The sequence below is a fragment of the Mannheimia sp. genome (genome assembly GCF_056854775.1).
Genome location: NZ_JBXGGI010000115.1, coordinates 1 through 25,308, shown reverse-complemented (window position 1 = coordinate 25,308; position 25,308 = coordinate 1). Strand labels below are relative to the sequence as shown.

Here is a 25,308-nt window from a genome sequence, read left to right as displayed (position 1 = left end):
CAGTAATGAACAACCAATGTAAATAATAAATAGCACCTGCTGGGAGTTGAATTTTGCTAATAATAACTTTTGAGCCACGCCATATAATACCCAAATCAAGCTGGCTCCGGCACTCAGCAACACCCCGAGAGCATAGGTATTAAGTTGCAAAATTTCAGCAAATTTATCGTTAAAAAAAGCAATAAGACCGGCAATAAATAACATAAAGCCAAGCTTTTGGAAAAAGCCGAACTTTTCCTTAAATAACAAGAGGCCTAATAGAATCATTGAAAATGGGGCTAACTGCCACAAGACTTGGTTAGTAACAGGCGAAACGTAGTGCAAGGCTTCTGCAAATAGGAAGAAATTAGCCGCTAAACCGCATACGCCTAACAATATTAAGCTGAATTCTTTTTTGCTACAAGCGGTCAATTTTGGTAAACGTTTTGCAAATCCCAGAATCAGTAATAATCCGGCTGAAGCAATGACAAATCTCACCCACACTAACGTTTGTGCATCCATAACTTTCAGAACTTGCTGTGCAGCAATTGGTAGAGTTCCCCACGTCATCGCTGCAATTAATGCCAGAGAAAAACCAAGTAAAGGTCGTTGTTTCATTGTTGAAATTCCTTTTTCTATTCTATGTTTTCTATATTCTGGAAATATGGTGATATAAAAAAACCCCGCCATTGGCGAGGTCTCTTATTGATTTTGAAATGATTAGTCAGCAATGATGCTTACATATTTACGGCTTTTCTCGCCTTTCACTTCAAATTTAACTTTACCGTCTGCAGTTGCAAATAAAGTGTGGTCTTTACCCATACCTACATTTGAACCCGCGTGGAATTTAGTACCACGTTGACGAACAATGATGCTACCTGCTAATACAGATTCACCACCGAAACGTTTAACACCAAGGCGTTTAGCTTCAGAATCACGACCGTTGCGAGTTGAACCACCAGCTTTTTTAGTTGCCATCTTCTAGATCTCCTCTGAAATTATGCTTGAATCCCAGTGATTTTCACTTCTGTGAACCACTGACGATGACCTTGTTGTTTACGGCTGTGTTTACGACGACGGAACTTAACGATTTTAACTTTCTCGCCACGACCTTGTGCTACAACTTCAGCCACTACTTTTGCACCAGCAACTACCGGTGCACCAATTTTAACATCTTCGCCATTAACGACCATTAAAACTGAATCGAATTCAACTTTCTCACCAGTTGCGATTTCAAGTTTTTCTAAACGAACTACTTGACCTTCGCTTACACGGTGTTGTTTGCCGCCACTTTGGAAAACTGCGTACATATTTACTCCGCTATGTGCCATCTGCTTTTGCGTTTAGGCACTTAATTAATTCATAAAAATAGGGTTGCAATTCTACGGAAAAACATTAAAAAGAGCAAGCAGGATTTTAATAAAATCTTTAAAAATTTATGTTCCTACTTTTTAGACTGGCTATTTTGATCTTTTTTCCGATTTCACAACCCCAAAGACCGTTATTTTAGTTCAACCGCATATTCTTCCAGTTTTGGCATTTCTTTGACTAAGCCTTGCGATTTTAAAAATTCTGCCATTCTAGTGTAACGATGAGCATCTAATGCTCTAGGACGATGTGCAAGACGTGGTAAAGTATCAGCCCACGCTCGGAGATTTAATTCATTATTTAGTTCTTGTGGTTTATAACTGACAAACTCTTCCCACGCAGTTTGTGGGTGATTGAGCGTGTAGATGGTAGCTTTCTCTAAAGCGGTCAAAAAAGCAGAAAATTTTGCATCTTGTGCTTTGTCTTTATGAGCAACTAAAATCAATTCATCATAAGCAGGGACACCGTGTTCTTCAGGGAAGAAGGCTTTCCCTTTTTGATGTTCTAATGCAAGTTGATTTAGCTCGAAATTACGAAAAGCCCCAATTACCGCATCAACTTGCCCCGAAAGTAATGATGGCGAGAGCGACCAGTTCACATTGATTAACTCAATATCATTTTCCTTCAAACCAGCTGATGAGAGCATTGCTTTAAGTAACGCATCTTCAAATCCGCTAACGGAATAGCCAATCTTCTTACCTTTCAGATCGGCAATGGTATTGATCTTGCCGTTATCCAGCACGACAAGACTATTCAGAGGAGTGGCAACCAATGTACCTATACGGCTTAGAGGCAAGCCTTGTGCCACTTGTTGTTGAAGTTGCGGCTGATAATCCACCGCTAAATCTGCCTTACCTGCGGCGACTAATTTGGGTGGCATAGAAGGATCAGCCGGTTCAATAATTTCAACCTCCAAACCTTGTTCGGCAAAATAACCTTTCTGCTGTGCCACAATAATGGCAGCGTGGTCAGGGTTTACAAACCAATCTAGCATTAGGCTGATTTTTTCTTTTGCCATAACGTTGTTGGCTGAAAGTAGAGCCGCAACAGCAAATAAAGTACGATGAAGTTTCATAAATGTCTCCTTTTTAGTTAGCTTAAATCCAGCCCCATTTGCCAAAATGCGGCTTCCATACGACTGGCAGTATTGAAAATTTGTTGTAATTCAGCTTTTCGTGTTTCATTTAAAGGTTCATAGAGTTTAGCCAAATAATCAGCAAAGGCTTGGCTGTCTTGCTGAAACTCACTTGACGCGTAAGTATCAATCCAACTTTGATAAGGATTATTCGCCCCAGAATAAGGAGCAATGCGGCGAGCAATTTCAGCATAGCCAATCGTACAAGGAGCAAGAGCGGTATAAAGCTCTGCTAATCCGCCTTTCATTCCGCAATCTAAAACATAACGAGTGTAGGCAACACAAGCTGGAGATTCTTCCGTTGCAAATAGTTCTTCCTCTTTAATGCCCCATTGCTTGCAATAATCAATGTGTAATTGAATTTCGCTCAGTAATCCTTCATTCATTTTTTGGGCGAAATGAATATCTTCAAACCGTTCAGCCTTGAAAATACCGAGTGAAATTGCTCGGCTATATTGAAACAAAAAACGATAATCTTGCTTTAAATAGTGTTGAAAACAGTGCTTGGGTAACGTGCCATTAGCAAGTTGTTTCACAAAATCGTGATCGATATAATCAAGCCAATATTGCCCTGCTTTTTCGGTAAGTCGTTGAATAATAGACATAAATTCTCCTTATCATTAATGTAAATGTACAGCCCAAGGTACAAGGCGTTTAAGTAATTTATCGGTAACAAAGTAGAGCAATAATGCAATCACAATCAAAATAAAAAGAGCGGCAAACATCAAGTCTGTCTGCATACGAGCGTTAGCGTGGAGCATTAAGTAACCTAAACCTTGTGAAGCACCAACCCATTCCCCCACAATCGCCCCAATAGGCGCAACCGACACTGCAATGCGTAAACCTGAAGCCAGTGATGGCAAAGCAACAGGGAGCTGAACTTTAAATAACATTGCAATAGGTGAAATCTCTAAGGTTTTTGCCAAATCCAACCAAGTTTTTGGTGTATTGCGTAACCCATCAAAACAGGCAGCAGTTACAGGGAAGTAAATAATCAGCACCGTCATCACAATTTTGGAAGCAAGCCCATAGCCAAACCACAGAACGAGAAGTGGTGCTATAGCAAACACAGGAATAGCTTGAGAAATAACAAGTAAAGGCAGCAAGAATTTAGACAACTGCTTATAGCGAGTCAGTAACAATGCTGAGCCTAACCCGAACAAAAAGCCGAGCAGCAAGCCTAACACAATTTCCAATAACGTGATTTGGGCGTGAGTAGCAAGAAGCGGTGCATTTTCAATTAACTTTTGCCAAACCGTAAGCGGTGAAGGCAACATATAAGCAGGCATTCCACCAAAACTAACCGCCCCTTGCCACAATAAAAGCAAGCAAAATGTAATCACAAGCGGTCGAAAAAGTGGAATTTTTTGCAAAAAGGAACGCATTACTCTCCTCCGCCGGTTAATTCATTAAATAATTGTTGCTGTAATACCCATTGCCGGTGATTGTTAAGTTCTCGTGGTCTGTCGCCTTCTAGGGCAATAGTTAGAGCAATTTCAGCAGGTTGATGACGTAAAATGCAAATTTCATCGCTTACACGAATTGCTTCTTGCGGATCGTGCGTAATCAACAACACCGTTTTATCTCGCAACAGCTCAACGGCAAGGGCTTGTAATTGATGGCGAGTTACTGCATCAAGGGCGGAGAATGGCTCATCCATTAAAATGAGATTTGCCTCTTGCATTAACGTGCGAGCTAACGCCACTCGTTGCCGCTGACCACCCGAAAGTTGATAACAACACTTATGCAAATGCTCACCTAGCCCGACTTGCTCAAGCAGGCTTATCGCTTTTTCTTGGCTTTCTGCTGATTTTTGCCCACTTAAATGAGCCTGTAACTGAACGTTGTCAATTATTGATAACCACGGATAAAGCGAGTCGGTTTGAGCTAACCACGCAATACGAGTGTTGGGATCAAAAGAGATTTCGCCCGTTTGTATCGCTTCGCTTTCTAATCCTGCAATAATGCGTAAAAGTGTTGATTTTCCAACACCACTTGCTCCTAACAAACTGGTCCAACTTCCTTTTTTAAGTTGAAAATTGAAATGTTGAAATAGCACCTGCTCGCCAAATGTTAAGCAAAGATTGCGGATTTCAATGTGCATAATGCCTCCAAATCAACGATTTAGAGTAAGGCAAGAAACGCGTGAAAAAGACGAAAGAATAGAGATAGGGATTGAGTTTGGCATCATTAGTTTCCTACGGCAGTATTAACTGAATCAGGTTCACGGGTATCATCTCAGCTGAAAACAGCACCCCGACTAAAATTAGCTCAAGTCTAAGAAAATTTAGCCCAATATGCAAATGCTTTCTGAAATTATTCTTTTTGAAGACGGCTGATTTAGGGTAGAATGTAGAGCAAATTTTACCTAATCAGATGGAAACAAATGGCTACGCAATTAACTCTCGAACAAATTCAAGCCCTTGCAAATGAAGATATGCAAGCGGTAAACGCAGAAATTTTGGCTCAACTTAATTCGGAAGTCTTATTGATTAACCAGCTTGGGCATTACATTATCGCAGGTGGTGGAAAACGCATTCGCCCGTTAATTTCCGTGCTTGCAGCCCGTGCGTTAGGTTATCAAGGTAAAAAGCATATTACGGCGGCAGCCTTTATTGAGTTTGTACATACGGCAACATTATTGCACGATGATGTGGTGGATGAATCCGACAAACGTCGTGGGCGAGATACGGCAAATTCTGTGTTTGGCAATGCAGCAAGCGTGTTAGTGGGCGATTATATCTACACTCGCTCGTTCCAAATGATGACAGATTTAGACTCGCTTCGTGTATTAAAAGTAATGTCTTCAGCAACCAATGCGTTGGCAGAAGGTGAAGTTCAGCAATTAATGAATGTGAACGACCCAAACACCACTGAAGCAAACTATATGCGTGTGATTTACAACAAAACCGCACGTTTGTTTGAAGCTGCGACTCAATGTGTGGCAATTGCCGCGGAAGCAAGCGAAGAAATCGAAAACGGCTTAAAAGATTACGGTTGTTATTTAGGCACGGCATTCCAACTTGTTGATGATATTTTAGACTACTCCGCCCAAAGCGAAAGTTTAGGCAAAAACGTGGGCGATGACTTTGTGGAAGGCAAACCAACGCTTCCGCTCTTACACGCAATGCACGCAGCAGAAAAAGCAAGCAAAACCGCTCAAGTGGAGCTGATCCGCAATGCAATTGAAAACGGTGGTGAATTGGAGCAAATTCCAGACGTTTTAGCCATTATGACGGAACACAAATCTCTCGACTACGCAATGCAAAAAGCCCGTGAAGAAGCCCAAAAAGCGGTCGATGCGTTAGCGGTATTGCCTGAGAGCGAATATAAACAGGCATTGATTTCACTAGCGTATCTGTCGGTAGATCGCTCTTATTAATTTGCAAAACATCAGATAAATTTAACCGCTTGTAGGGGCAAATGATATTTGCCCCATAACCTATAATTCTTTTGGGCAAATGTTATTTGCCCCTACATAACAATGACAGAACAAAACCAACAACCCCAAGAACATATTGAAAGCGTGCGTGCTAGACGCAGAGCTCAAAATCAAAAAAAAGACCCAAACGCCCCGTTTGTGCGTGAGAAATTAACTCTTCCGAACGGACACAACAAGTTGCTGCTGCACTCTTGCTGTGCCCCGTGTTCGGGCGAAGTGATGGAAGCAATTCACGCCTCCGGCATTGAATTTACCATCTATTTCTATAACCCGAACATTCACCCACTCAAAGAGTATCTCATTCGTAAGGAAGAGAATATCCGCTTTGCTGAAAAGTGGGGTATTCCGTTTATCGATTTAGATGACGACTACGAAAACGACCGCAAAGAGTGGTTTAAAAAAGCCAAAGGGATGGAATGGGAACCTGAACGAGGCATTCGCTGCACAATGTGCTTCGATATGCGTTTTGAAAAAGCGGCAGAATACGCCCACAACAACGGCTTCCCGGTCTTTACCAGTTGCTTAGGTATTTCTCGCTGGAAAGATATGAACCAAATCAACGACTGCGGACACCGTGCCGCCGCCAAATTTGACGATGTGGTTTACTGGGATTACAACTGGCGAAAAGGCGGCGGCTCACAGCGAATGATCGAAATCAGTAAGCGTGAACGCTTCTATCAGCAGGAATATTGCGGTTGCGTTTATTCCCTGCGTGATAGCAACAAATGGCGATTAGAAACTGGGCGTGAGCGAATTGAGATCGGTAAACTGTATTATTCGCCAGATTAATCTACGACAAGCTGTCAGATTTCACCAAAAATTTGCAAGGTTACATCGTAGGGGGAAATTGCAATTTTCCCCTACAGGTTACAATTTAAAAGAGGAATAAAAAATGTCAAAATTCGCTATGGTTTTCCCAGGTCAAGGCTCACAAGCAGTTGGAATGCTTGCAGACCTTGCTACACAATATCCAATCGTAGAAGAAACCTTCAAACAAGCAAGTGATGTGCTTAGCTATGATTTATGGGATTTAGTTCAAAACGGCACAGCGGAAGATTTAGGTCAAACCCAACGCACTCAACCTGCTTTATTAGCCGCATCGGTGGCGATTTTCCGTGTATGGCAAGAAAAATACCCTGAATTAAAACCGTCTGTAATGGCAGGTCATAGCTTGGGAGAATACTCTGCCCTAGTTTGTGCCGGCGTGTTAAACTTCCAAGATGCCATCAAATTAGTTGAATTGCGTGGTAACGCAATGCAAGAAGCCGTGCCGGCAGGCAGTGGTGCAATGTATGCGATTATCGGTTTAGACAATGAAGCGATTATTAAGGCGTGCGAACAAGCAGCAACTGAAACAGGTGAAATTGTTTCAGCAGTAAACTTTAACTCACCGGGGCAAGTGGTGATTGCCGGCACAAAAGCGGCAGCAGAAAAAGCAGGTGAATTATGCAAAGCGGCAGGGGCAAAACGTGCGTTACCATTAGCAGTGAGCGTGCCTTCACACTGTGCGTTAATGAAACCGGCGGCGGAAAAATTAGCCGCAGCATTGCAAAATATCACGCTAAATCAACCGCTTGTACCTGTTATTAACAACGTGGATGTGGCAGTTGAAAGCGATGCAGATACCATCCGCAACGCACTTGTTCGTCAGCTTTATAGCCCTGTGCGTTGGACAGAAACCGTTGAGAAAATGGCACAAGATGGCATCACAACGCTTTATGAAATCGGTCCAAACAAAGTATTAACCGGTTTAACAAGCCGTATTGTGAAAGAGTTATCAGCACAAGCGGTAAACGATGTTGCCAGCCTTGAGGCAGTTCAAGCCTAATTTCAATGAGCGATAAAATGAGCAAAGAAACTTTATTTATGCTGTTCAGTGTATTGATTGCCTTAGTCATAGTGCCTGCCAGCTATATGTTTAGTAATGTCGATCCGCTTGAAAGTAGTTCCATATTTAAACAATTTGGTATGCTTTCGGTTGCCGCTGCTTGCTCATTTTTAGCTTACTTTTTGGCTATTAATCCGAAAATTCGTCGAGCATTTATCGGCGGGGCAGCACTTACTACCACGGTTATTCAAGCGTGGGCTATTTATGGCGTGTTGTTAAGCAAAGGTGATCCAAAAGGTGCGGTGGTTTTATTTCAAATTTATTTATTAAGTAGTTTAGGATTATTGCTCGTCTCAACAATATGGGCGTTTGCTCGCCCACGTTGGATTTATCCACAGCAAGGTTCAGCAGTTAAATATGCGTTATTCGGTGGTTCAACCACTGTGATAAACTACTTTATTATTCTTTTTATTTTTTATATTTTAACGCTTTAATCGTCTTTTATAGGAGAATGTATGAGCAAAATCGCATTAGTTACAGGTGCAACTCGTGGTATCGGCAAAGCAATTGCCGAAGAATTAGTCGCAAAAGGCTATACCGTTATTGGTACAGCAACCTCTGAAAAAGGTGCGGAGTCTATTTCTGCTTACTTAGGCGAAAATGGCAAAGGTTTAGTGCTAAACGTGGCAGATGCAGAATCTATTGATTCTGTGTTAAAACAGATTAAAGAAACCTTTGGTGATGTGGATGTGTTAGTGAATAACGCAGGCATCACCCGTGATGGTTTATTAATGCGTATGAAAGATGATGATTGGTTCGATATCATTCAAACTAACCTTACATCAGTTTATCGTTTGTCTAAAGCTGTTTTACGACCAATGATGAAAAAAGGCGGTCGTATCATCAGCATTGGTTCTGTAGTTGGCTCAATGGGTAATCCGGGTCAAACAAATTACTGTGCGGCAAAAGCAGGCTTAGTGGGTTTTTCTAAATCATTGGCGAAAGAAGTGGCGAGTCGTGGCATTACGGTAAACGTCGTTGCACCGGGCTTTATCGCAACCGATATGACCGATGAACTAAACGAAGATCAACGCAATGCAATCTTAAGTCAAATTCCGGCTGGCGAACTTGGCTCTCCACAAGATATTGCAAAAGCAGTGGCATTCTTAGCCTCAGATGATGCACGTTATATCAACGGCGAAACCATTCACGTGAATGGTGGGTTATATATGGGTTAATATTTCCTTTCTATTTTGTTAAAAGTCGGCAATTTGCCGACTTTTCTTTTCTAAAAACACATTTTTCCACAATATCAAGCGGTCTTTTTTTGCAAGAAGTTTGCAAATATGGCACAATTCTCCCCTTATTTTTTAATGTCTTTCCTTTTTAATTTTTAAGTAGTAATTATTATGACTAAAAATACCTTCATCGTGGGCTTTATGCTCTTTGCGATTTTCTTTGGGGCGGGTAACTTAATTTTTCCGCCAAAACTCGGTTTAGATAGTGGCGTTGATTTTCTGCCTTCTATTATTGGCTTTGTGATTACCGGTGTGGGTTTGCCACTGCTCGGAATTGCCGTGAGCGGTTACTATCAAGGTGGTTACAAAGAAGCCTTGAGCAAAAATGTTCACCCTTATTTTTCTCTGCTATTTTTAATGGCAATTTATTTAACTATCGGACCATTCTTTGCCATTCCTCGTACAGGGGCAACGGCTTACCAAATGGCAGTTGTACCCTTTATTGGTGAAAGTAGCACAGTTTCTTTATTGATATTTACACTCGTTTATTACTTGATTGCGGTATGGTTCAGCTTAAACCCATCAACGGTAGTAGATAGAATCGGGGCAATCTTAACCCCTGTATTGTTAGTTGCGATTTTAGCATTAGTTGTTAAAGCGGTTATCTTATTAGGCGGAAATGAATTGCCTGTAGCTGCAACTAAAGCTGATCCTGAAACCCCTCTCTTTACAGGTATTGTTGAAGGTTATTTAACAATGGATGCTCTAGCCTCGATTACTTTCTCTGTGATTGTGATCAGTGCAATTAAGGCGAAAGGTATCGGTGGTAAGGACTTAATCAAGCAGACTTCAATGGCTGGGGTAATTGCAGCTATTGCATTAGCAGCAATTTACATTTCTCTTGCGTGGATTGGTAATCACTATCCGATTAGTGCAGAAACTCTCGCAGAGCTGAATGCAAAAGGTCAAAACATCGGTACATTTATTCTTAATAGTGTCGCAACTGATACCTTCGGTGAGTTTGGTCGTACGCTACTGGGCGTAATTGTAACGCTTGCCTGTTTAACCACTTCAATTGGGTTAATCGTAACCACAAGCGAATATTTCAATGAAGTATTCCCGAAAATTTCCTATAAAGTGTATGTATTAATTTTTACGCTTATTAGCTTTGGCATCGCTAATCAAGGCTTAGATTTTGTTATCTCAAAATCAGTGCCGGTATTGTTAGTGCTATATCCTATTGCGATGACGGTTATCTTCCTAATGTTTATTAACATCTTTATTAGACTACCATTACTGGCTCAACGCTTGCCATTAGCACTGGTTACTATTGTGTCCATTTTATCCGTTGCCGGTGTGGAAGTGATAAACGCTCTGCCGTTGAAATCTATTTCAATGGAGTGGATTCCGTTTGCAATTGCAGGTACAGTAATTGGTTATCTATTTGGTAAAAAAGCCTAATTAACAACATTTAGGGTGCGTTTATAAACGCACCTTTTTACTATAAGGAATAAAAATGCCTGAATTACCCGAAGTTGAAACCAGCGTACGAGGCATCGAGCCTTATTTAAAAGGACAAACAATTAAGCAAATAATGGTCCGCCAACCTAAACTACGCTGGGTAGTTAGTCCTGAGCTGTCTCAAATGGAAAATGCAAGAATTGAAGCAGTAGAAAGACGAGCGAAATATCTTATCATCCGCACCGACAAAGGCGATATTTTAGTTCATCTAGGAATGTCCGGCTCACTTGGCATTTTGCAAGAAAACCAACAAAAAGAAATTGGCAAGCACGACCACGTCGATCTTATTACCCAAAACGGCACTGTTTTACGCTATAACGATCCTCGCAAATTCGGCTGCTGGCTATGGGCAGAAAAGGCTGAAAATCACGAACTACTACGTAAACTTGGACCTGAACCGCTTTCAGACGATTTCACACCCGATTATTTATTTGCAAAAAGTCGTAAAAAAACGACCGCTTGTAAAACCTTTATTATGACAAATGAAGTAGTTGTGGGCGTTGGAAATATCTATGCGTGCGAAAGTTTATTTATGGCTGGTATTCACCCTGAGCTTGCAGCACAAAATCTGACTAAAAAGCAATGCGAGCGTTTAGTGAAAACCATCAAAGAAGTGCTAACTAAAGCCATTATTCAAGGTGGCACAACGCTCAAAGATTTTGTCCAACCTGACGGCAAACCCGGCTATTTTGCTCAAGTGCTACAAGTATACGGACGAAAAGGGGAAGCCTGTAATGATTGTGGAAAACCCATTGAAACCAAAGTGATTGGGCAACGTAACACTTACTTCTGTCCGAAATGTCAGAAATTGCCTAAGTGATTTTGATTAATCGCTAATATAAAAAAGGTCATATTTGCAAAAAAACTTACAAATATGACCGCTTACTACTAAGGAACTATGAAAAAAATTATTTAGGATTAAAGATAACTTGCTACGTTAAATAATACGGCTTGTTTAGCTGCACTTAACTCATTTTGATGAGCCGCAGTATCTAACGAAGTAATTAATTTACTGATTAGAGTTGAACGAGCAGACACCATATCTCTTTCACGAGCATTATCTTGAGCATCATATTGATCTACAAAGCTCTCTTGTACTGTTCTTTTTGCATTTTGTGCGAATTCAGCTGCTTCATTCACTAACGCTTTGAAATTTGCAAGATTTTGCTCTGTTTGCAGATCAGCTAAACGGCTTTTTAGTTGGTCTGCATAATAATCATAATTATCTTTTTTTACTTCAGTTAATTTATATGTCTTTCCTTCAATATCTACATATCGTTGAATAGTTGCCGCATTTGCTGTTGTAGTTAAAGCTGTACCAAGTAAAATTGTGCTGATTAATGTATTTAATTTCATTTAAAAAAATCCTCTATATATTATCTATTTGTTAAGTCAAACGACATCTTGTCGTTGATGTGGAGCATTATAGAGGTTAAAAATAAAATGATAATACACAAAAAAGTTGATAGACTATTAACCTTAAGTTATTAATTAAGGAAAACTATGCCAAAACGTGAAAATTATAATGATCTCTATGCGTTTCTATTAGTCGCCAATGAAAAAAACTTTAGCAGAGCAGCGACCAAATTGGGGGTTTCATCTCCTGCACTCAGCAAAACAATTCGTTTATTAGAAGAACGGCTCGGTTTGCAACTATTTGTTAGAACAACAAGGCAGGTTACACTTACCCAAGCCGGGCAACAACTTTTTCGTACCGCTGAAAAAAGTTTTACTAAGCTCGACCAAGAATTAGATTCACTGGCTCATTACCGTGAAGCACCTAGCGGTTTAGTGAGAATTAATGCCGATTTACACACAGTTCAACAGCTATTGCTGCCTAAATTGGCTCATTTTAAAGAAAAATATCCTGAAATTCAGATTGAATTAATCGGAGCAAATCATTTTATCGATATTATTCAAGAAGGCTTTGATGCAGGAGTTCGATTAGGAAGCTATGTTGCTGAAGAGATGATCGCAGTCAAAATCACAGAGCCTATTAAAATGACGTTAGCTGCGACCCCAAACTATTTCACAATGCACGGCTTTCCAAAAGATCTTCAAGAGTTAGCACAATATCAATGTATCGGATATCGCTTAAGCAATAGAGAACTTTTTTCTTGGGAGTTTGAGGATAATGGCGAAAAAATTAAGCTTACCCCAAATTGCCGTTGGATTTTCAACAGTTCACAGTCTGCCAAAGATGCAGCTCTTTTGCATTTAGGCTTAGCATATTTGCCTGAACATTTAATAGAAACAGAGCTGGCAAGCGGTCAATTAATTTCTATTTTTAACCAAAGTTGCATCACTCTGCCATCTCTTTATCTGTACTATCCGCATCGTAATGTTTCACCTGCACTACGAGCGGTCATTGATACCCTAAAAATCGCCTAAGGGTAAAATTACACCTGCAACCAAAACGTAACAGGTCCGTCATTTTGTAAGCTAACTTGCATATCTGCGGCAAACTGCCCTGTCTGGGTATGGATTTTAGTTGCTGCTTGTTGATGAAAATAGTCATATAAACGCTCTGCATCAATTGGGGCAGCTCCCTTTGAAAAACTTGGACGTAAACCTTTGTTCGTATCTGCCGCAAGGGTGAACTGCGAAACCACGAGTAGGCTACCGCCAGCTTGCTGAACATTCAAATTCATTTTATCTTGCTCATCAGAAAACACTCGGTAATTCAGCACTTTTTCTAATAGCTTATCGGCTTTAGCTTCATCGTCATCTTTTTCAACGCCAAGCAGAACCAATAAACCGTGCTGAATTTCGCCAACAGTTTGCCCTTCAACCTCAACCTTTGCCCATTTAACCCGCTGAATTAATCCGATCATAAATATCCCTGCTTTCTTCCATCTCTTTTAATATTGCTGCGAACTGCCCACCTAATAATACAACTTGCCAGCTTAATTGAATCCACAATAGCATAATAGGCAACACCGCCAATGCCCCATAAATCGCTTGGTAAGATGGGAACGCAGTGATATACCAAATAAAGGCTTGTTTACCCAAAGTAAAGAAAAAAGCCGCTAACAATGCTCCAATTGCTGCGTGCTTAAATTTCACCTTAGTAACCGGAATAAATTTATACACCAATGTAAACAACAACCAAATCAAGAAAAACGGCATTAATTCTAATAAATGTTGTCCTAGCGACAATGCCCCTGAGCCATTAAAAACTGCCAGAGATGTGATGTAGGTCGTAATAGCAATACTTGCTCCGGCGAGTAATGGTCCAAATATTAAAATTAAAAAATAGAGCAAAAAAGAGAACCACATCGGTCTGCTCTTATTATTATGCCAAATGGTATTGAGGGCTTCATCAATGCTTTTAATCAGCATCAGAGCAACCACAAATAAACCAATAATACTGACGAGCCCCATTTTTTTTGCATTACCTACAAATAATTCAAGGTACTCTGATACCATCTCACTCGCATTAGGGGCAAAATTGTCATAAATAAAGGCTTTTAGCATTTCACTGGCTTCATAAAACACAGGGAAAAACGTAAAAATCGAAAACAACACAATGATTGACGGCACAATGGCAAGCATTGTACTGTAAGTAAGATAGCCTGCCGAAATCGCAATGTTATTTTCCGTATAACGCTTGGCGAGCAATTTAAGAAATTCTAAAATCCATTTCAACATATTATCCTCTAACTAAATAATCGCCTTCGCACACCCATTTATAAGTGGTTAATGCTTCAAGCCCCATTGGACCTCGTGCGTGTAATTTCTGCGTACTCACAGCGACTTCTGCCCCTAAACCGAACTCGCCACCATCGGTAAAACGAGTGCTGGCGTTAATATAAACTGCTGCTGCATCAACTTGTTGTACGAACCGGCGAGCAATTTGGTAATCAGAGGTTAAAATACTTTCCGAATGTTGTGAGCCATAATGGCGAATATGCTCCACTGCTTGTTGTAAATCGTTTACCACGACCACGTTAAGATCAAGGGATAACCACTCTTGACTGAGTTTTGCTTGATCAAGCGGTTCAATTCCATCAATTTTTTGCAAATCATTACTATGAATGGTTACGCCGAGCAGCTGCATTTTAGCGACTAATTTCGGTAAAAATTCCACAGCGATAGATTTCTCCACCAACAAGGTTTCTAATGTATTGCACGTACTTGGGCGTTGAGTTTTCGCATTTGCGATAACCTCTAACGATTTTTCTTGATCTGCCGTTTTCTCTACAAACAGATGACAAACCCCGATGCCGCCTACAATCACAGGAATAGTTGAATTTTCTTTGCAGAATTGATGTAAACCTGCACCACCTCGAGGAATAACCATATCAATGTAGCGATCTAATTTCAGCAACTCTAACAATAAACCACGATCCGGATCAGTTACCGCTTGCACTGCCAATTTCGGCAAGCCGGCTTTTCCTAACGCATCTTGCACTACATCAACTAATACCGCATTGGTAAATTTGGTCTCTTTACCGCCACGTAAAATCACCGCATTGCCCGTTTTCAAGCAGAGCGAAGCGACATCAATAGTTACGTTCGGGCGAGCTTCATAAATGGTTAAAATCACACCCAGCGGCACACGTTGGCGTTCAATTTTTAAACCACTGTCTAACACGCCGCCATCAATCACTTGCCCGACCGGATCTGCCAATTTCGCCACATTTCGCACATCGTTGGCGATCCCTTTTAAGCGATCTTCATTGAGTAACAAACGGTCGATAATCGCCAATGAAATACCTTGTGATTGAGCAAATTCAATGTCTTTTGCATTCGCATATAAAATTTCGGTAGCACGCTGTTCAAGGCTATCTGCAATGGTAAGTAAAGCCTCATTTTTCTGACGGTTACCAAATTGTGCCAATTCAACGCTGGCTTGCTTGGCTTGTTGAGCAAGTTCTATCATCTGCATAAATTTGTTCTCATTTTGTTAATATTGCCATAATCTAACACGTTCTTTTGTATGAAGAAATATGCAAAAGTGAAGAAAATTAGATAAAATGGGCTAATTTGTGAGGTAAGTGAATTTTACGCTCGATCAGATCCCCCTCTTTAGCAAAGAGGGGAGCTACTAATCAGGACAAAATATACTTTATCTCTTACCATATATAATCTAACTAAGTACTAAAAATGACAAACACTCCCCCTAAACAGCTAATCCACATTCTGCCTCCACAGCTGGCAAACCAAATTGCTGCAGGCGAGGTTGTAGAACGCCCTGCGTCTGTGGTGAAAGAACTGGTTGAAAACAGCCTTGATGCCGGGGCGAATAATATTCAAATTGATATTGAGAAAGGTGGCTCACAGCTAATCCGCATTCGAGATAACGGCTGCGGCATCAATAAGCAAGATCTGCCACTCGCACTCGCTCGCCACGCCACGAGCAAAATCAGCAGTTTGGAAGATTTGGAAGCCATTTTAAGTCTAGGCTTTAGGGGTGAGGCATTGGCGAGTATCAGCTCGGTTTCACGTTTAACCCTCACATCTCGCACCGCAGAGCAAAGTGAAGCGTGGCAGGCTTACGCACAGGGGCGAGAAATGGCGGTGGAAATTCAACCTGCTTCGCACCCTCTTGGCACAACGATTGAGGTCGCCAATCTATTTTTTAACACGCCGGCACGCCGTAAATTTTTACGCACCGATAAAACTGAGTTCGCCCATATTGATGAAGTTATCCGACGTATTGCCTTGGCTAAGCCTAATGTAAGTTTTACCTTAAGCCACAATGGCAAAATCGTCCGCCAATATCGCAAAGTTGCCGATCAATCCGTAGAGCAAAAACAGAAACGAGTGGCAGCGATTTGCGGCGAGGAGTTTATCCAAAACGCCAATTATATTGACTGGCAACACGGCGATTTGCACTTACACGGCTGGGTTGGCTCACCGATGCTTGCTCGTCCACAAAACGATCTTTGCTATAGCTATGTGAATGGGCGAATGATGCGAGACAAAACCATCAATCACGCAATCCGCCAAGCCTATGGCGAGAGCATTGCAACAGGAAACTACCCTGCGTTTGTGATTTTCTTAGATTTAGATCCTACAATGGTGGATGTAAACGTCCACCCGGCTAAACACGAAGTACGTTTCCATCAAGGAAGGCTGGTACACGATTTTATTTTACAAGGTGTCAGCAATAGTCTACAACAAGCACAGCCCACACTTGAACTACGGAACGAACTCAATGAACCAATGCCGGCTTATGCGAAAGACACCAATCGCCAAGCAGCAGGGCAAAATGTATTTACACAGCCCAAAGAGCCAATACAAGCGGGCGAATTTTCACAACAAAATGCAAATCGCTCTACTCACTCGCCTTTTACGCCGAAATTTGAGCGAAGTAGTAGCTCTCAATCAGCTCAAAAATGGTATAACGAACTCCTGAGTGGTTCAGATATTCGAGCGGAAAAAGTAGAAAGAACCGCTGTTCAAATGCCAACATTTGAACCAAAAATGGAAACAAAACCCGAACCTGTTTTGCAAAAAATGGAGCAAATTACACCGCTTGCAACCAACCATTCTCAAGCCTTAGCTATTGTGAAAAACCAAGCGGTATTAATGAAAGAAGGGGACGATTTTTACTTAATTCCACTAGCAAAACTTGCCGAGCTAAAATTTACTTATCAACTCGGTAAAGGACAAGCCCAAGCCTTGCTCATTCCTCTTAATCTCACTTTAGATGAACCACAAACGGAACGCTGGCAACAATATAGGGAAGGATTATCAGAACTTGGTTTTTCGATTACGGAAAAACATTGGCAGGAACAAACAAGGCTAACGCTTCTTTCCGTACCTCAAGCAGTGAGAGAGCAAAATCTGCAACAGCTACTCTTTGCATTATTCAACCAAACACAAGCGGTCAATTTAGCCGAATTTTTTGCAAAAAAATGCGAAATTCAAACCGCTTGTACACTGAGTGAAGTCATCTCTCTACTCTCAGAAATTGAGCTTTACGCCAATGGAAAGAAAGAGATTGAAAAAATCCGAACATATATTGATTTTTCTAGCTATTTATAAAAATGATAAAACCAAATAAACCCCTCGCCCTTTTTTTAATGGGTCCGACTGCCTCAGGCAAAACAGATTTAGCCATCGCTCTCAGACAGGAATTACCTGTTGAGGTAATTAGTGTGGATTCTGCCTTGATTTACAAAGGAATGGATATTGGTACGGCAAAACCAAGCAAAGCAGAACTGGCTCTTGCCCCACATCGTTTAATTGATATTTTAGACCCTGCGGAAAGTTATTCGGCGATGAATTTTCATAGTGATGCATTACGTGAAATGGCAGATATTACTGCACAGGGTAAAATTCCGCTCTTGGTGGGTGGCACAATGCTTTACTACAAAGCGTTGCTGGAAGGGCTTTCGCCGTTACCGTCTGCTGATCCAACTATTCGTGCCGAAATTGAAGCGAGAGCGGAACAACAAGGCTGGGCGGTTCTGCACCAAGAATTAGTAAAAATCGACCCTATTGCGGGGGCAAGAATTAATCCAAATGACAGCCAACGTATTAACCGTGCCCTAGAGGTGTTTTACATCACCGGTAAAACAATGACAGAACTCACCGCTCAACAAGGCGAAGCGTTGCCGTATAACATTCTGCAATTTGCAATTGCTCCTGAAGATCGGGCAATGTTACACCAACGTATTGAGCAACGTTTCCACAAAATGATTGACTTGGGCTTTGAAGAGGAGGTCAAGCGGTTATTTTTACGTGAAGATTTGCATATTAATCTGCCGTCAATTCGTTGCGTAGGCTATCGCCAAATGTGGGAATATTTACAAGGCGATATCTCTCTTGATGAAGCGATTTTCAAAGGCATTTGTGCCACACGCCAACTGGCGAAGCGACAAATTACTTGGCTTCGAGGCTGGCAAGGTGAGCTAACGTGGTTAGATAGTCTAGATCCGACCAGCTCCAAAACAAAAATGGTTGAAAAGATCGATCATTATTTAAATAATTGTGATAATATTTAGTTCGTGGCGTGCCTAAACTTGAATAAGTTTTCACTCAATTTGAAGTATCTGCACACACCTTAGAACTTATATCATAATTTGCTGTCCTAACATCAACACACAACAATAAAAAGGAAAGATAAAATGGCAAAAGGTCAATCTTTACAAGATCCATATTTGAATGCACTTCGTCGTGAGCGTATTCCTGTTTCAATTTATTTAGTTAACGGCATTAAATTACAAGGTCAAATTGAGTCTTTTGATCAATTCGTGATTTTACTTAAAAATACAGTAAGCCAAATGGTGTATAAGCACGCCATTTCAACGGTTGTGCCTGCTCGTGCGTTATCGCATAACAACAATAACAACCAAAACCAGCACACTCAAGCTGCAACAGAAGCGGCTGAACAAACGGAATAATCACATTATCAATCAAAAAATGTTAAACGAATCATTGCCAAACTCAGAAGAATATTCTGCGTTTGGCTTTGCTTTATCTGAAGCAAACCCAATTTCAGAAATTAAAGCTCCCATAGAAAACAACCGAGACAAAGCAATTCTTGTCCACCTCTATCTTGGACAACATAAAGATGTCGAAAATCTACTTGAGTTTCAAACATTGGCAGAGTCTGCTGGTGTTGAAGTGCTGGCGACCCTAACTACAACTAGTCAAAGCCCACATATCAAATATTATGTCGGGCAAGGCAAAGCGGAAGAAATTGCTGAAGCCGTAGAGCAATTAGGGGCAACAGTGGTATTAGTCAATCATCAGCTGAGCCCTGCACAAACCCGAAATTTACAATCATTATGCGGCTGCCGAGTGGTAGATAGAACAGGTTTGATCCTCGATATTTTCGCCCAGCGAGCCAGATCGCACGAGGGGAAACTACAGGTAGAACTAGCACAGCTTCGCCATTTATCCACTCGCTTGGTTCGCCGTGTAACCAATCAAGATCAACAAAAAGGTGGTTCTGTCGGGCTACGAGGTCCGGGTGAAACTCAGCTGGAAACGGATCGCCGTTTGATCAAAGTGCGAATTCAGCAACTTTTAAGCCGTTTGGAAAAAGTCAGCAAGCAACGAAGTCAAAATCGGAAAACGCGTCAAAAAGCGGATATTCCAACTGTCTCTCTTGTTGGCTATACCAATGCAGGCAAATCTACCCTATTTAATGCCATTACCCAAGCGGGTGTTTATGCTGCCGATCAACTGTTTGCGACACTTGATCCGACCTTACGCCGCATTCAAGTACAAGATGTTGGCACAACAATTCTCGCCGATACGGTAGGTTTTATTCGTTTTCTGCCACACGATTTAGTCTCTGCGTTCAAATCTACCTTACAAGAAACCACAGAAGCGACATTGCTCCTACACGTTATTGATGGTTCAGACGATCGCAAAAATGAAAATATTGATGCGGTAAATCAAGTGCTTGATGAAATTGAAGCATTGGACATTCCAACACTGTTAGTCTTTAATAAAATAGATAAGTTAGAGGGAATTGAGCCACATATCGAACGTAATGATGATGGCACAGCGATTGCGGTTTATCTCTCAGCTCAAAAAAATCAAGGCATTGAGCTCTTATTCCAAGCCATACAAGAAAGACTACGAAGCAATTTAGTGCGTGAAACACTCTTGCTCCCTGTTACTGCCGGTGCAATTTACGCCCAGTTTAAAGCAGAAAATTGCATTAAAGCCGAAAATTTCAATGATTTCGGCGAGCGAATTGTGCAAATTGAAGTGAACGAAGTACAGTGGCATAAATGGCTAAAACACTTCCCCAAATTGACGGAATATGCCGAATTGGCAAAATGGGATAATTAACTCTTCTTAACGACAAGCGGTTATTTTTTACTGGGAAATTGTAAAATCCATTTGCAAAACAACAGTAAAAAATAACCGCTTGTTTTCTTATCTATACGTAAAAATAAAGCCCTTCTCTTTCGAGAAGGGCTTTGTTATCAGTTAGCTAACGCTATTACCATTGGTAACCTACGCTTGCAGCAGCACCTGCGTGCCCGCGGCTGTTTGAGTTAACGCTGAATTTAATACCCACTTTACCATTATCAGATAAACGAGAGTAACCTACAGCCATAGCACCTTGACCACGATAAGTACCCACACCAGCAGAAACCATTGATTTACCAGGTTGTGTTACATGGTATAAGTTTCCAGCTGCTAGTGCACCAGCAATACCCGCACGTAAATCTTTATCTACGTTGTTAATGCGGTTGTTCAGACGGTTTTCTGCACCTTTCAACTGATTCACATTTACAGCATCAGTACCTTTCACACCTTCTGCTACATTTGTGATACGTGTTGGAGCATTGTTGCTACCTGCAATGTTAAGTTCATTAACACCATCTTTAGCAACTGTTGATCTGATAGTTGTACCACCAACTTTTACTGAATCAAACTCAGGATTGTCTGAAGTCGCAACTTCAACCGTTGAGCCTTTACGTGAAACTACGATGTTTTTGCCACCTTTCACAGCAACTTTACCATTGTTATTAACACGTTTAGATCCCTCTTCTGAATCCGCTGCAACATTACCATCAACAGTGAGCTCCCAACCTGCATTCTCAATTGCATTGTATAACTGACTACCATTCACAGCATCTTTACTTGTTGCCGTTACATCACCATCTTTAACGTTAGTAATCTTCGTATCTTTCGCATCGATACCGCCTTTAGTTACACTTGGACCGTCTTTAATGGTTAAACCATTGTTGTTTACGGTTGTGCCACCGGTTGTTACAGAGCCATCTTCCGTTAAATCAATCGCTTTCGCTAATTGTACTTCTAATGTATCAGTACCATTTGCTTTCACATTGATGTTGCCTGATGCTGACTTAAAGTTTTCAGAAGCGGCTTTATCCACACCTTCACCTTTCACTTTAACTTCAGTATTCAGTTTCTGGCGGTTCTTAGTCTCTTCATTGTTACCTGAGAAAATCAAACCATCATTTAACGTTGCGACTTGTTCTGTTACAGGCTTGCCGTCTTTGTCTATGGTTTCATAAACGATACGAGTTTTACCGTTTTCACCCGGTAATCCATCTTTACCGTTTGTGCCATCAACACCTTCAGCACCGTCTTTCACTGTAATATTTGCACTTGCACCCGGTTTGCCGTCAGTACCTTTCGGACCGGTTAAGCCGATAGAACCATCTTTGCCGTTTAATACAACTGATGCTCCGTCCTTACCGGTTGCACCGATAGATCCATCAACACCATCTTGACCATCACGACCTGCAACGATAGTACCGTCGCCTTTAATGGTTACACCATCTTTACCGTCTTTACCAGCAACACCGATTTGACCGTCTTTACCGTCTTTACCACCGATTGTTAAGTCGTTGTTCAAGCCGAAGGTTACATTATTACCTTCTTTAGTAATAACAATGTTACCGTCCTTGTTGTTCAGATCAACCGTTGCACCCGGTTTAACGTTGCCTTTGTCTTTACCATTTGCTGTTAAGTTCCAACCTGCGTTAGCAACTTGTTGCACTTGATATAACTGGCTACCGTTTACCGCATCTTTGCTGGTTGAAGAAATTTCACCGTCTTGAACATTAGTGATTTTCTTATCGCCTGCACTAATACCGTCTTTGGTTACACTTGGACCATCTTTGATAGTTAAACCATCATTATTTACCGTAGTATTACCAATAGTAACAGAGCCATCTTTCGTTAAATCAATATCTTTCGCTAATTTAACGGTTAAAGTACCGTTGTTATTTACTACACCGATATTATTAGCATCAGATAATTTAGTGGCATCTTTCTCACCACCGGTGATGCTTAAAGTTTCGTTTAGTTTCTTAGTAATGACTTTACCATCATCACCAACGAATTTTAAGCCATCGTTCAAGGTTGCAACTTCTTCTTTAACAGGGTTGCCGTCTTTGTCTTTGGTTTCATAAACGATACGGGTTTTCGTTTCGCCATCTTTACCATCAACACCCGGTTTACCTTGTTCAAAGGTCATTGTACCGTTTGAACCATCTTTACCGTTGATACCGATTGTGCCATCTTTACCGTTTAAGGTTACACCTGTTTTACCATCTGCACCTTTCACACCGATTGCACCATCTTTACCAGGTTTACCATCTTTACCCGGACCACCGATAGTTAAGTCGTTATTTAATGCAAAGGTTACATTGTTATCGGTCGTTTCTTTGGTAATGATGATATTGCCATCTTCATTATTAAATGAAACTTTACCTTTCGGCCCAACATTTGTAGTGTTTTGACCATTTGCTGCGATATCCCAACCGGAGTTAGCTACATCATAAACCTGTTTCAATTGGTCTTCTGTTGCTGCTTGACCGCTTGTGAAGTTGTTTGGATCAAATGTCTTATTCGTTAAGCCACCAATTGTGCCTTTATTACCATCAACAGTAATCGCATTATCACCACCAACCGTTAGGCTATCACCAGTTAATGCAGAATCGCCTACACCAACAGCATTCGTATCAATAAACGTATCACCGATTGTAATTGAACCTTCATCTGTTAAGTCAATGTTTTTCGCTAATTTAACCACTAACTTACCATTTTTATTCACCACACCGATATTATCATCAGATAAATCATCTAAATCTGTATCGCCGCCTGAAATTTGTAAAGTTTCATTTAGTTTCTTATCGATAACTTTGCCGTCATCACCTACGAATCTTAAACCATCGTTAAGTGTAGCAACTTCTTCTTTATCGCCGTTTGGTTTCTCATAAACGATACGAGTTTTGCTTTCGCCATCTTTACCGTCGTTGCCGTCAAGACCTTTAGCACCGTCTTTTACAGAGATGGTTGCACTTGCACCTTTACCATCAGTACCTTTAGGACCTGTTAAGCCGATAGAACCATCTTTACCATTTAAAGTAACACCGGCTGTACCATCTGCACCTTTAACGCCGATTGAACCATCTTTGCCTGCTTGACCATCTTTACCTGGACCACCAACGGTTAAATCGTTATTTAACGCAAAGTCAATCACATTATCACTTACCGTTGTGATGATGTTTCTGTCTTTAGAGGTGTACTTAACAGTTTCGCCCAGTTTAACGTGATCAGCTTCACCATTATCCGCTGCAATGCTAAAGCCTTTCTCGATAATATCGTTGCTTGCATTTACAACATCATTAATGTTCGCTCCATTAGTACCAACTTCTTTTAATTGATCTGGTGTTAAGTCATTTACCGAAGTAATTGGCTGACCATCTTTACCATTTTGACCATTTAAGCCATTAATACCGCTCTTCACATTAACGATTTGGTTACCACCATTATTTAGACCATCTTTGGTTAACGATACTACATTACCGTCTTTACCATCTTTTCCGTCTTTCGGTGTTACCGTTACACCATTGTTGTTTACAACTGTTTTCGGTGCATCTGCATTTACAGAACCATCTTCTTTATATTCAACAAAGTTTGCTGTAGCTAGGTCTTTTAAATTACGGTTTAGCTGAATTTCTAATACATTAGAACCGTCCGCTTTCACGTTAATGTTACCAGCAGCTGAAGCAAATGATTTCGCAGCATCTTTAGTTACACCTTCACCAACAATGTTCACCACACTGTTTAATTTATGGCGATTTAACTTATCGTTGTTACCTGCAAAGATTAAGCCATCGTTAAGTGTTGCCACCTCTTCTGTAATCGGGTTACCTTCACCATCTTTGATAGGATTACCCTCTTTATCAGTCGGTTGGTAAACAATTCGTGTTTTACCTGGTTCACCATCTTTACCTGTGCCAGGTAAACCGTCTTTACCGTCTTTACCATCAACACCTTGTGCACCTTCAGATGATTTGAACGTTAAGCCATCTTTGCCGTCTTTTCCGTTCAAGCCGATTGAACCATCTTTACCGTTAAGCACAACTGCTGAACCGTCTTTACCGTTCACACCAACTTTACCGTCAATGCCATTATCGCCATCAGCGCCATCTTTTCCGTTACGACCTACAGTGATTGTTGCTTCACCCGGTTTTCCTGGCTCACCGTTATCACCTTTGATTGAAACACCATCTTTTCCGTCTTGACCTTTAACACCGATTGAACCTGCTTCACCTGGCTTACCATCTTTACCGTCTTTACCAACAGTTAGATTGTTAGCTAGACCAAAGTCAATAGCGTTATCACGCACTGTCGTTACGATGTTTTTATCAGTCGAAGTATAGCTAACTGTTTCGCCTAATTTAACATTGTCTTTATCAGCACCATTTGCAAGATCTTTATTATCCGCAGTAATGTTAAAGCCTTTGTTAATTAAACCATCAGTTGCATTGCGTACATCTTTAATGTTCGCAGCGTTATTACCTACTTCGTCTAACTGCTCATCGCTTAAATCATTTACAGATTTGACAGGTTGGTTATCTTTACCAGGTTTACCGTCAAGACCATCGATACCGCTCTTCACGTTAACAATTTGGTTATTACCGTTATCTAAACCATTTTCAGTTAATTTAACAGCATCTTTACCATCTTTAGTTGGCGTAATCTCAATACCGTTATTATTTACAACAGTTTTCGGCTCACCCTCACCTTCTTTAGTAAATGTTGCACTGCCTAAATCTTTCAGATCTTTAGCTAGTTTAACCACTAAGCCATCTTTAGAATTCACAACACCGATATTGCTATCAGAAAGTTTAGCTGCATCTTTCTCACCACCGGTAACGCTTAATGTTTCGTTTAGTTTCTTAGCAATTTCTTTGCCGTCATCACCCACAAATTTTAAGCCATCGTTAAGTGTTGCAACTTCTTCTTTCTCGCCGTTTGGTTTTTCGTAAACGATACGAGTTTTGCTCTCGCCATCTTTACCGTCGTTGCCGGCAAGACCTTTAGCACCTTTCTC

24 protein-coding genes and 1 riboswitch are annotated in these 25,308 nt (G+C 40.9%); of the genes, 12 read left to right on the top strand and 12 right to left on the bottom strand.

Going from position 1 to position 25,308, the window contains the following annotated elements; translation table 11 throughout:
• The 7 genes from ACJHV0_RS08320 to ACJHV0_RS08290 all read right to left on the bottom strand — a co-directional run.
• Positions 1-597 (bottom strand): DMT family transporter (locus ACJHV0_RS08320; RefSeq protein WP_483133902.1); only part of this gene is annotated, 597 nt, incomplete at its 3' end.
• 102 nt (positions 598-699) lie between these two features.
• Complete coding sequence (gene rpmA / locus ACJHV0_RS08315) at positions 700-957, bottom strand: 50S ribosomal protein L27 (protein ID WP_006249511.1); 258 nt, start codon at positions 955-957, stop codon at positions 700-702.
• A gap of 20 nt (positions 958-977) precedes the next feature.
• The gene (gene rplU / locus ACJHV0_RS08310) at positions 978-1,289 is read right to left on the bottom strand and encodes a 50S ribosomal protein L21 (protein ID WP_025218095.1); all 312 of its coding nucleotides are present in this window, start codon (positions 1,287-1,289) and stop codon (positions 978-980) included.
• Positions 1,290-1,480: 191 nt separating this feature from the next.
• Complete coding sequence (locus tag ACJHV0_RS08305; RefSeq protein ID WP_483133901.1) at positions 1,481-2,422, bottom strand: ABC transporter substrate-binding protein; 942 nt, start codon at positions 2,420-2,422, stop codon at positions 1,481-1,483.
• A gap of 17 nt (positions 2,423-2,439) precedes the next feature.
• Positions 2,440-3,087 carry a thiaminase II gene (tenA, locus tag ACJHV0_RS08300; protein ID WP_483133900.1) on the bottom strand — a complete coding sequence of 216 codons (648 nt, stop codon included), beginning with the start codon at positions 3,085-3,087 and terminating at the stop codon, positions 2,440-2,442.
• Between the two features lie 15 nt (positions 3,088-3,102).
• Positions 3,103-3,867: an ABC transporter permease gene (locus ACJHV0_RS08295; RefSeq protein ID WP_483133899.1), complete on the bottom strand. Its 765-nt coding sequence runs from the start codon at positions 3,865-3,867 to the stop codon at positions 3,103-3,105.
• Positions 3,867-4,586, bottom strand: a complete 720-nt coding sequence (locus ACJHV0_RS08290) for an ABC transporter ATP-binding protein (RefSeq protein ID WP_483133898.1) — start codon at positions 4,584-4,586, stop codon at positions 3,867-3,869. The genes ACJHV0_RS08295 and ACJHV0_RS08290 overlap by 1 nt, the downstream gene beginning before the upstream one ends.
• 74 nt (positions 4,587-4,660) lie before the next feature.
• A riboswitch (TPP riboswitch) is annotated at positions 4,661-4,751 on the bottom strand.
• Positions 4,752-4,868: 117 nt separating this feature from the next.
• Between ACJHV0_RS08290 and ispB the strand changes: the two genes are divergently transcribed.
• From ispB to mutM, 7 genes are all read left to right on the top strand, one after another.
• The gene (gene ispB, locus ACJHV0_RS08285) at positions 4,869-5,864 is read left to right on the top strand and encodes an octaprenyl diphosphate synthase (RefSeq protein WP_483133897.1); all 996 of its coding nucleotides are present in this window, start codon (positions 4,869-4,871) and stop codon (positions 5,862-5,864) included.
• Between the two features lie 102 nt (positions 5,865-5,966).
• Positions 5,967-6,713 carry an epoxyqueuosine reductase QueH gene (locus ACJHV0_RS08280; protein WP_025342138.1) on the top strand — a complete coding sequence of 249 codons (747 nt, stop codon included), beginning with the start codon at positions 5,967-5,969 and terminating at the stop codon, positions 6,711-6,713.
• A gap of 103 nt (positions 6,714-6,816) precedes the next feature.
• The gene (fabD, locus tag ACJHV0_RS08275) at positions 6,817-7,752 is read left to right on the top strand and encodes an ACP S-malonyltransferase (protein ID WP_483133896.1); all 936 of its coding nucleotides are present in this window, start codon (positions 6,817-6,819) and stop codon (positions 7,750-7,752) included.
• A 17-nt stretch (positions 7,753-7,769) separates the two neighbouring features.
• Positions 7,770-8,246, top strand: a complete 477-nt coding sequence (locus ACJHV0_RS08270) for a hypothetical protein (protein ID WP_483133895.1) — start codon at positions 7,770-7,772, stop codon at positions 8,244-8,246.
• Positions 8,247-8,267: 21 nt separating this feature from the next.
• On the top strand, positions 8,268-8,990 hold the full coding sequence (gene fabG / locus ACJHV0_RS08265; protein ID WP_334229603.1) for a 3-oxoacyl-ACP reductase FabG: 723 nt from the start codon (positions 8,268-8,270) through the stop codon (positions 8,988-8,990).
• A gap of 171 nt (positions 8,991-9,161) precedes the next feature.
• Complete coding sequence (gene brnQ, locus ACJHV0_RS08260; protein ID WP_025236793.1) at positions 9,162-10,451, top strand: branched-chain amino acid transport system II carrier protein; 1,290 nt, start codon at positions 9,162-9,164, stop codon at positions 10,449-10,451.
• 55 nt (positions 10,452-10,506) lie between these two features.
• Entirely contained in the window at positions 10,507-11,331 is an 825-nt protein-coding gene (gene mutM / locus ACJHV0_RS08255; RefSeq protein WP_483133894.1) for a bifunctional DNA-formamidopyrimidine glycosylase/DNA-(apurinic or apyrimidinic site) lyase, read from the top strand.
• A 98-nt stretch (positions 11,332-11,429) separates the two neighbouring features.
• Here mutM and ACJHV0_RS08250 read toward each other — a convergent pair whose 3' ends face one another.
• Complete coding sequence (locus ACJHV0_RS08250) at positions 11,430-11,867, bottom strand: hypothetical protein (protein WP_334256409.1); 438 nt, start codon at positions 11,865-11,867, stop codon at positions 11,430-11,432.
• Positions 11,868-12,014: 147 nt separating this feature from the next.
• Here ACJHV0_RS08250 and ACJHV0_RS08245 point away from each other — a divergent pair, with 147 nt between their 5' ends.
• Positions 12,015-12,902, top strand: a complete 888-nt coding sequence (locus ACJHV0_RS08245) for a LysR family transcriptional regulator (protein ID WP_483133893.1) — start codon at positions 12,015-12,017, stop codon at positions 12,900-12,902.
• A gap of 8 nt (positions 12,903-12,910) precedes the next feature.
• Here the strand turns inward: ACJHV0_RS08245 and dtd are convergent, their stop codons facing one another.
• Genes dtd through proA form a run of 3 tightly spaced genes read right to left on the bottom strand, consistent with a single transcriptional unit; the run spans position 12,911 to position 15,402 of the window.
• On the bottom strand, positions 12,911-13,345 hold the full coding sequence (gene dtd / locus ACJHV0_RS08240; RefSeq protein ID WP_025248275.1) for a D-aminoacyl-tRNA deacylase: 435 nt from the start codon (positions 13,343-13,345) through the stop codon (positions 12,911-12,913).
• Positions 13,320-14,162, bottom strand: a complete 843-nt coding sequence (locus ACJHV0_RS08235; RefSeq protein WP_483133892.1) for a virulence factor BrkB family protein — start codon at positions 14,160-14,162, stop codon at positions 13,320-13,322. Before ACJHV0_RS08235 ends, dtd begins: the two co-directional genes overlap by 26 nt.
• 1 nt (position 14,163) lies before the next feature.
• Positions 14,164-15,402, bottom strand: a complete 1,239-nt coding sequence (gene proA / locus ACJHV0_RS08230; protein WP_283386789.1) for a glutamate-5-semialdehyde dehydrogenase — start codon at positions 15,400-15,402, stop codon at positions 14,164-14,166.
• A gap of 218 nt (positions 15,403-15,620) precedes the next feature.
• Here proA and mutL point away from each other — a divergent pair, with 218 nt between their 5' ends.
• The 4 genes from mutL (at position 15,621) to hflX (ending at position 20,273) form a co-directional block, all read left to right on the top strand.
• Positions 15,621-17,507 (top strand): DNA mismatch repair endonuclease MutL, encoded by a 1,887-nt coding sequence (gene mutL, locus ACJHV0_RS08225; RefSeq protein WP_483133891.1) that lies wholly within the window; start codon positions 15,621-15,623, stop codon positions 17,505-17,507.
• 2 nt (positions 17,508-17,509) lie between these two features.
• Complete coding sequence (gene miaA, locus ACJHV0_RS08220) at positions 17,510-18,469, top strand: tRNA (adenosine(37)-N6)-dimethylallyltransferase MiaA (RefSeq protein ID WP_483133890.1); 960 nt, start codon at positions 17,510-17,512, stop codon at positions 18,467-18,469.
• 123 nt (positions 18,470-18,592) lie between these two features.
• A complete protein-coding gene (gene hfq, locus ACJHV0_RS08215) occupies positions 18,593-18,868 on the top strand; it encodes an RNA chaperone Hfq (protein WP_025236803.1) in 276 nt (91 codons plus the stop codon).
• Between the two features lie 19 nt (positions 18,869-18,887).
• A complete protein-coding gene (hflX, locus tag ACJHV0_RS08210) occupies positions 18,888-20,273 on the top strand; it encodes a ribosome rescue GTPase HflX (RefSeq protein ID WP_483133889.1) in 1,386 nt (461 codons plus the stop codon).
• A gap of 154 nt (positions 20,274-20,427) precedes the next feature.
• On the opposite strand, the gene ACJHV0_RS08205 is transcribed toward hflX, so the two are convergent.
• Positions 20,428-25,308, bottom strand: a 4,881-nt coding sequence (locus tag ACJHV0_RS08205; protein ID WP_483133888.1) for a YadA family autotransporter adhesin, incomplete at its 5' end; no start/stop codon positions are given.

What these genes read in the sequence shown, in the direction of transcription:
- proA (WP_283386789.1), bottom strand. Translation starts at nt 15,402, where the DNA reads ATGCAGATGATAGAACTTGCTCAACAAGCCAAGCAAGCCAGCGTTGAA.
- miaA (WP_483133890.1), top strand. Translation starts at nt 17,510, where the DNA reads ATGATAAAACCAAATAAACCCCTCGCCCTTTTTTTAATGGGTCCGACT.
- ispB (WP_483133897.1), top strand. Translation starts at nt 4,869, where the DNA reads ATGGCTACGCAATTAACTCTCGAACAAATTCAAGCCCTTGCAAATGAA.
- ACJHV0_RS08250 (WP_334256409.1), bottom strand. Translation starts at nt 11,867, where the DNA reads ATGAAATTAAATACATTAATCAGCACAATTTTACTTGGTACAGCTTTA.
- rplU (WP_025218095.1), bottom strand. Translation starts at nt 1,289, where the DNA reads ATGTACGCAGTTTTCCAAAGTGGCGGCAAACAACACCGTGTAAGCGAA.
- ACJHV0_RS08305 (WP_483133901.1), bottom strand. Translation starts at nt 2,422, where the DNA reads ATGAAACTTCATCGTACTTTATTTGCTGTTGCGGCTCTACTTTCAGCC.
- fabG (WP_334229603.1), top strand. Translation starts at nt 8,268, where the DNA reads ATGAGCAAAATCGCATTAGTTACAGGTGCAACTCGTGGTATCGGCAAA.
- ACJHV0_RS08290 (WP_483133898.1), bottom strand. Translation starts at nt 4,586, where the DNA reads ATGCACATTGAAATCCGCAATCTTTGCTTAACATTTGGCGAGCAGGTG.
- hflX (WP_483133889.1), top strand. Translation starts at nt 18,888, where the DNA reads ATGTTAAACGAATCATTGCCAAACTCAGAAGAATATTCTGCGTTTGGC.
- mutM (WP_483133894.1), top strand. Translation starts at nt 10,507, where the DNA reads ATGCCTGAATTACCCGAAGTTGAAACCAGCGTACGAGGCATCGAGCCT.
- dtd (WP_025248275.1), bottom strand. Translation starts at nt 13,345, where the DNA reads ATGATCGGATTAATTCAGCGGGTTAAATGGGCAAAGGTTGAGGTTGAA.
- ACJHV0_RS08280 (WP_025342138.1), top strand. Translation starts at nt 5,967, where the DNA reads ATGACAGAACAAAACCAACAACCCCAAGAACATATTGAAAGCGTGCGT.
- hfq (WP_025236803.1), top strand. Translation starts at nt 18,593, where the DNA reads ATGGCAAAAGGTCAATCTTTACAAGATCCATATTTGAATGCACTTCGT.
- ACJHV0_RS08270 (WP_483133895.1), top strand. Translation starts at nt 7,770, where the DNA reads ATGAGCAAAGAAACTTTATTTATGCTGTTCAGTGTATTGATTGCCTTA.
- fabD (WP_483133896.1), top strand. Translation starts at nt 6,817, where the DNA reads ATGTCAAAATTCGCTATGGTTTTCCCAGGTCAAGGCTCACAAGCAGTT.
- ACJHV0_RS08245 (WP_483133893.1), top strand. Translation starts at nt 12,015, where the DNA reads ATGCCAAAACGTGAAAATTATAATGATCTCTATGCGTTTCTATTAGTC.
- ACJHV0_RS08295 (WP_483133899.1), bottom strand. Translation starts at nt 3,867, where the DNA reads ATGCGTTCCTTTTTGCAAAAAATTCCACTTTTTCGACCGCTTGTGATT.
- mutL (WP_483133891.1), top strand. Translation starts at nt 15,621, where the DNA reads ATGACAAACACTCCCCCTAAACAGCTAATCCACATTCTGCCTCCACAG.
- tenA (WP_483133900.1), bottom strand. Translation starts at nt 3,087, where the DNA reads ATGTCTATTATTCAACGACTTACCGAAAAAGCAGGGCAATATTGGCTT.
- ACJHV0_RS08235 (WP_483133892.1), bottom strand. Translation starts at nt 14,162, where the DNA reads ATGTTGAAATGGATTTTAGAATTTCTTAAATTGCTCGCCAAGCGTTAT.
- rpmA (WP_006249511.1), bottom strand. Translation starts at nt 957, where the DNA reads ATGGCAACTAAAAAAGCTGGTGGTTCAACTCGCAACGGTCGTGATTCT.
- brnQ (WP_025236793.1), top strand. Translation starts at nt 9,162, where the DNA reads ATGACTAAAAATACCTTCATCGTGGGCTTTATGCTCTTTGCGATTTTC.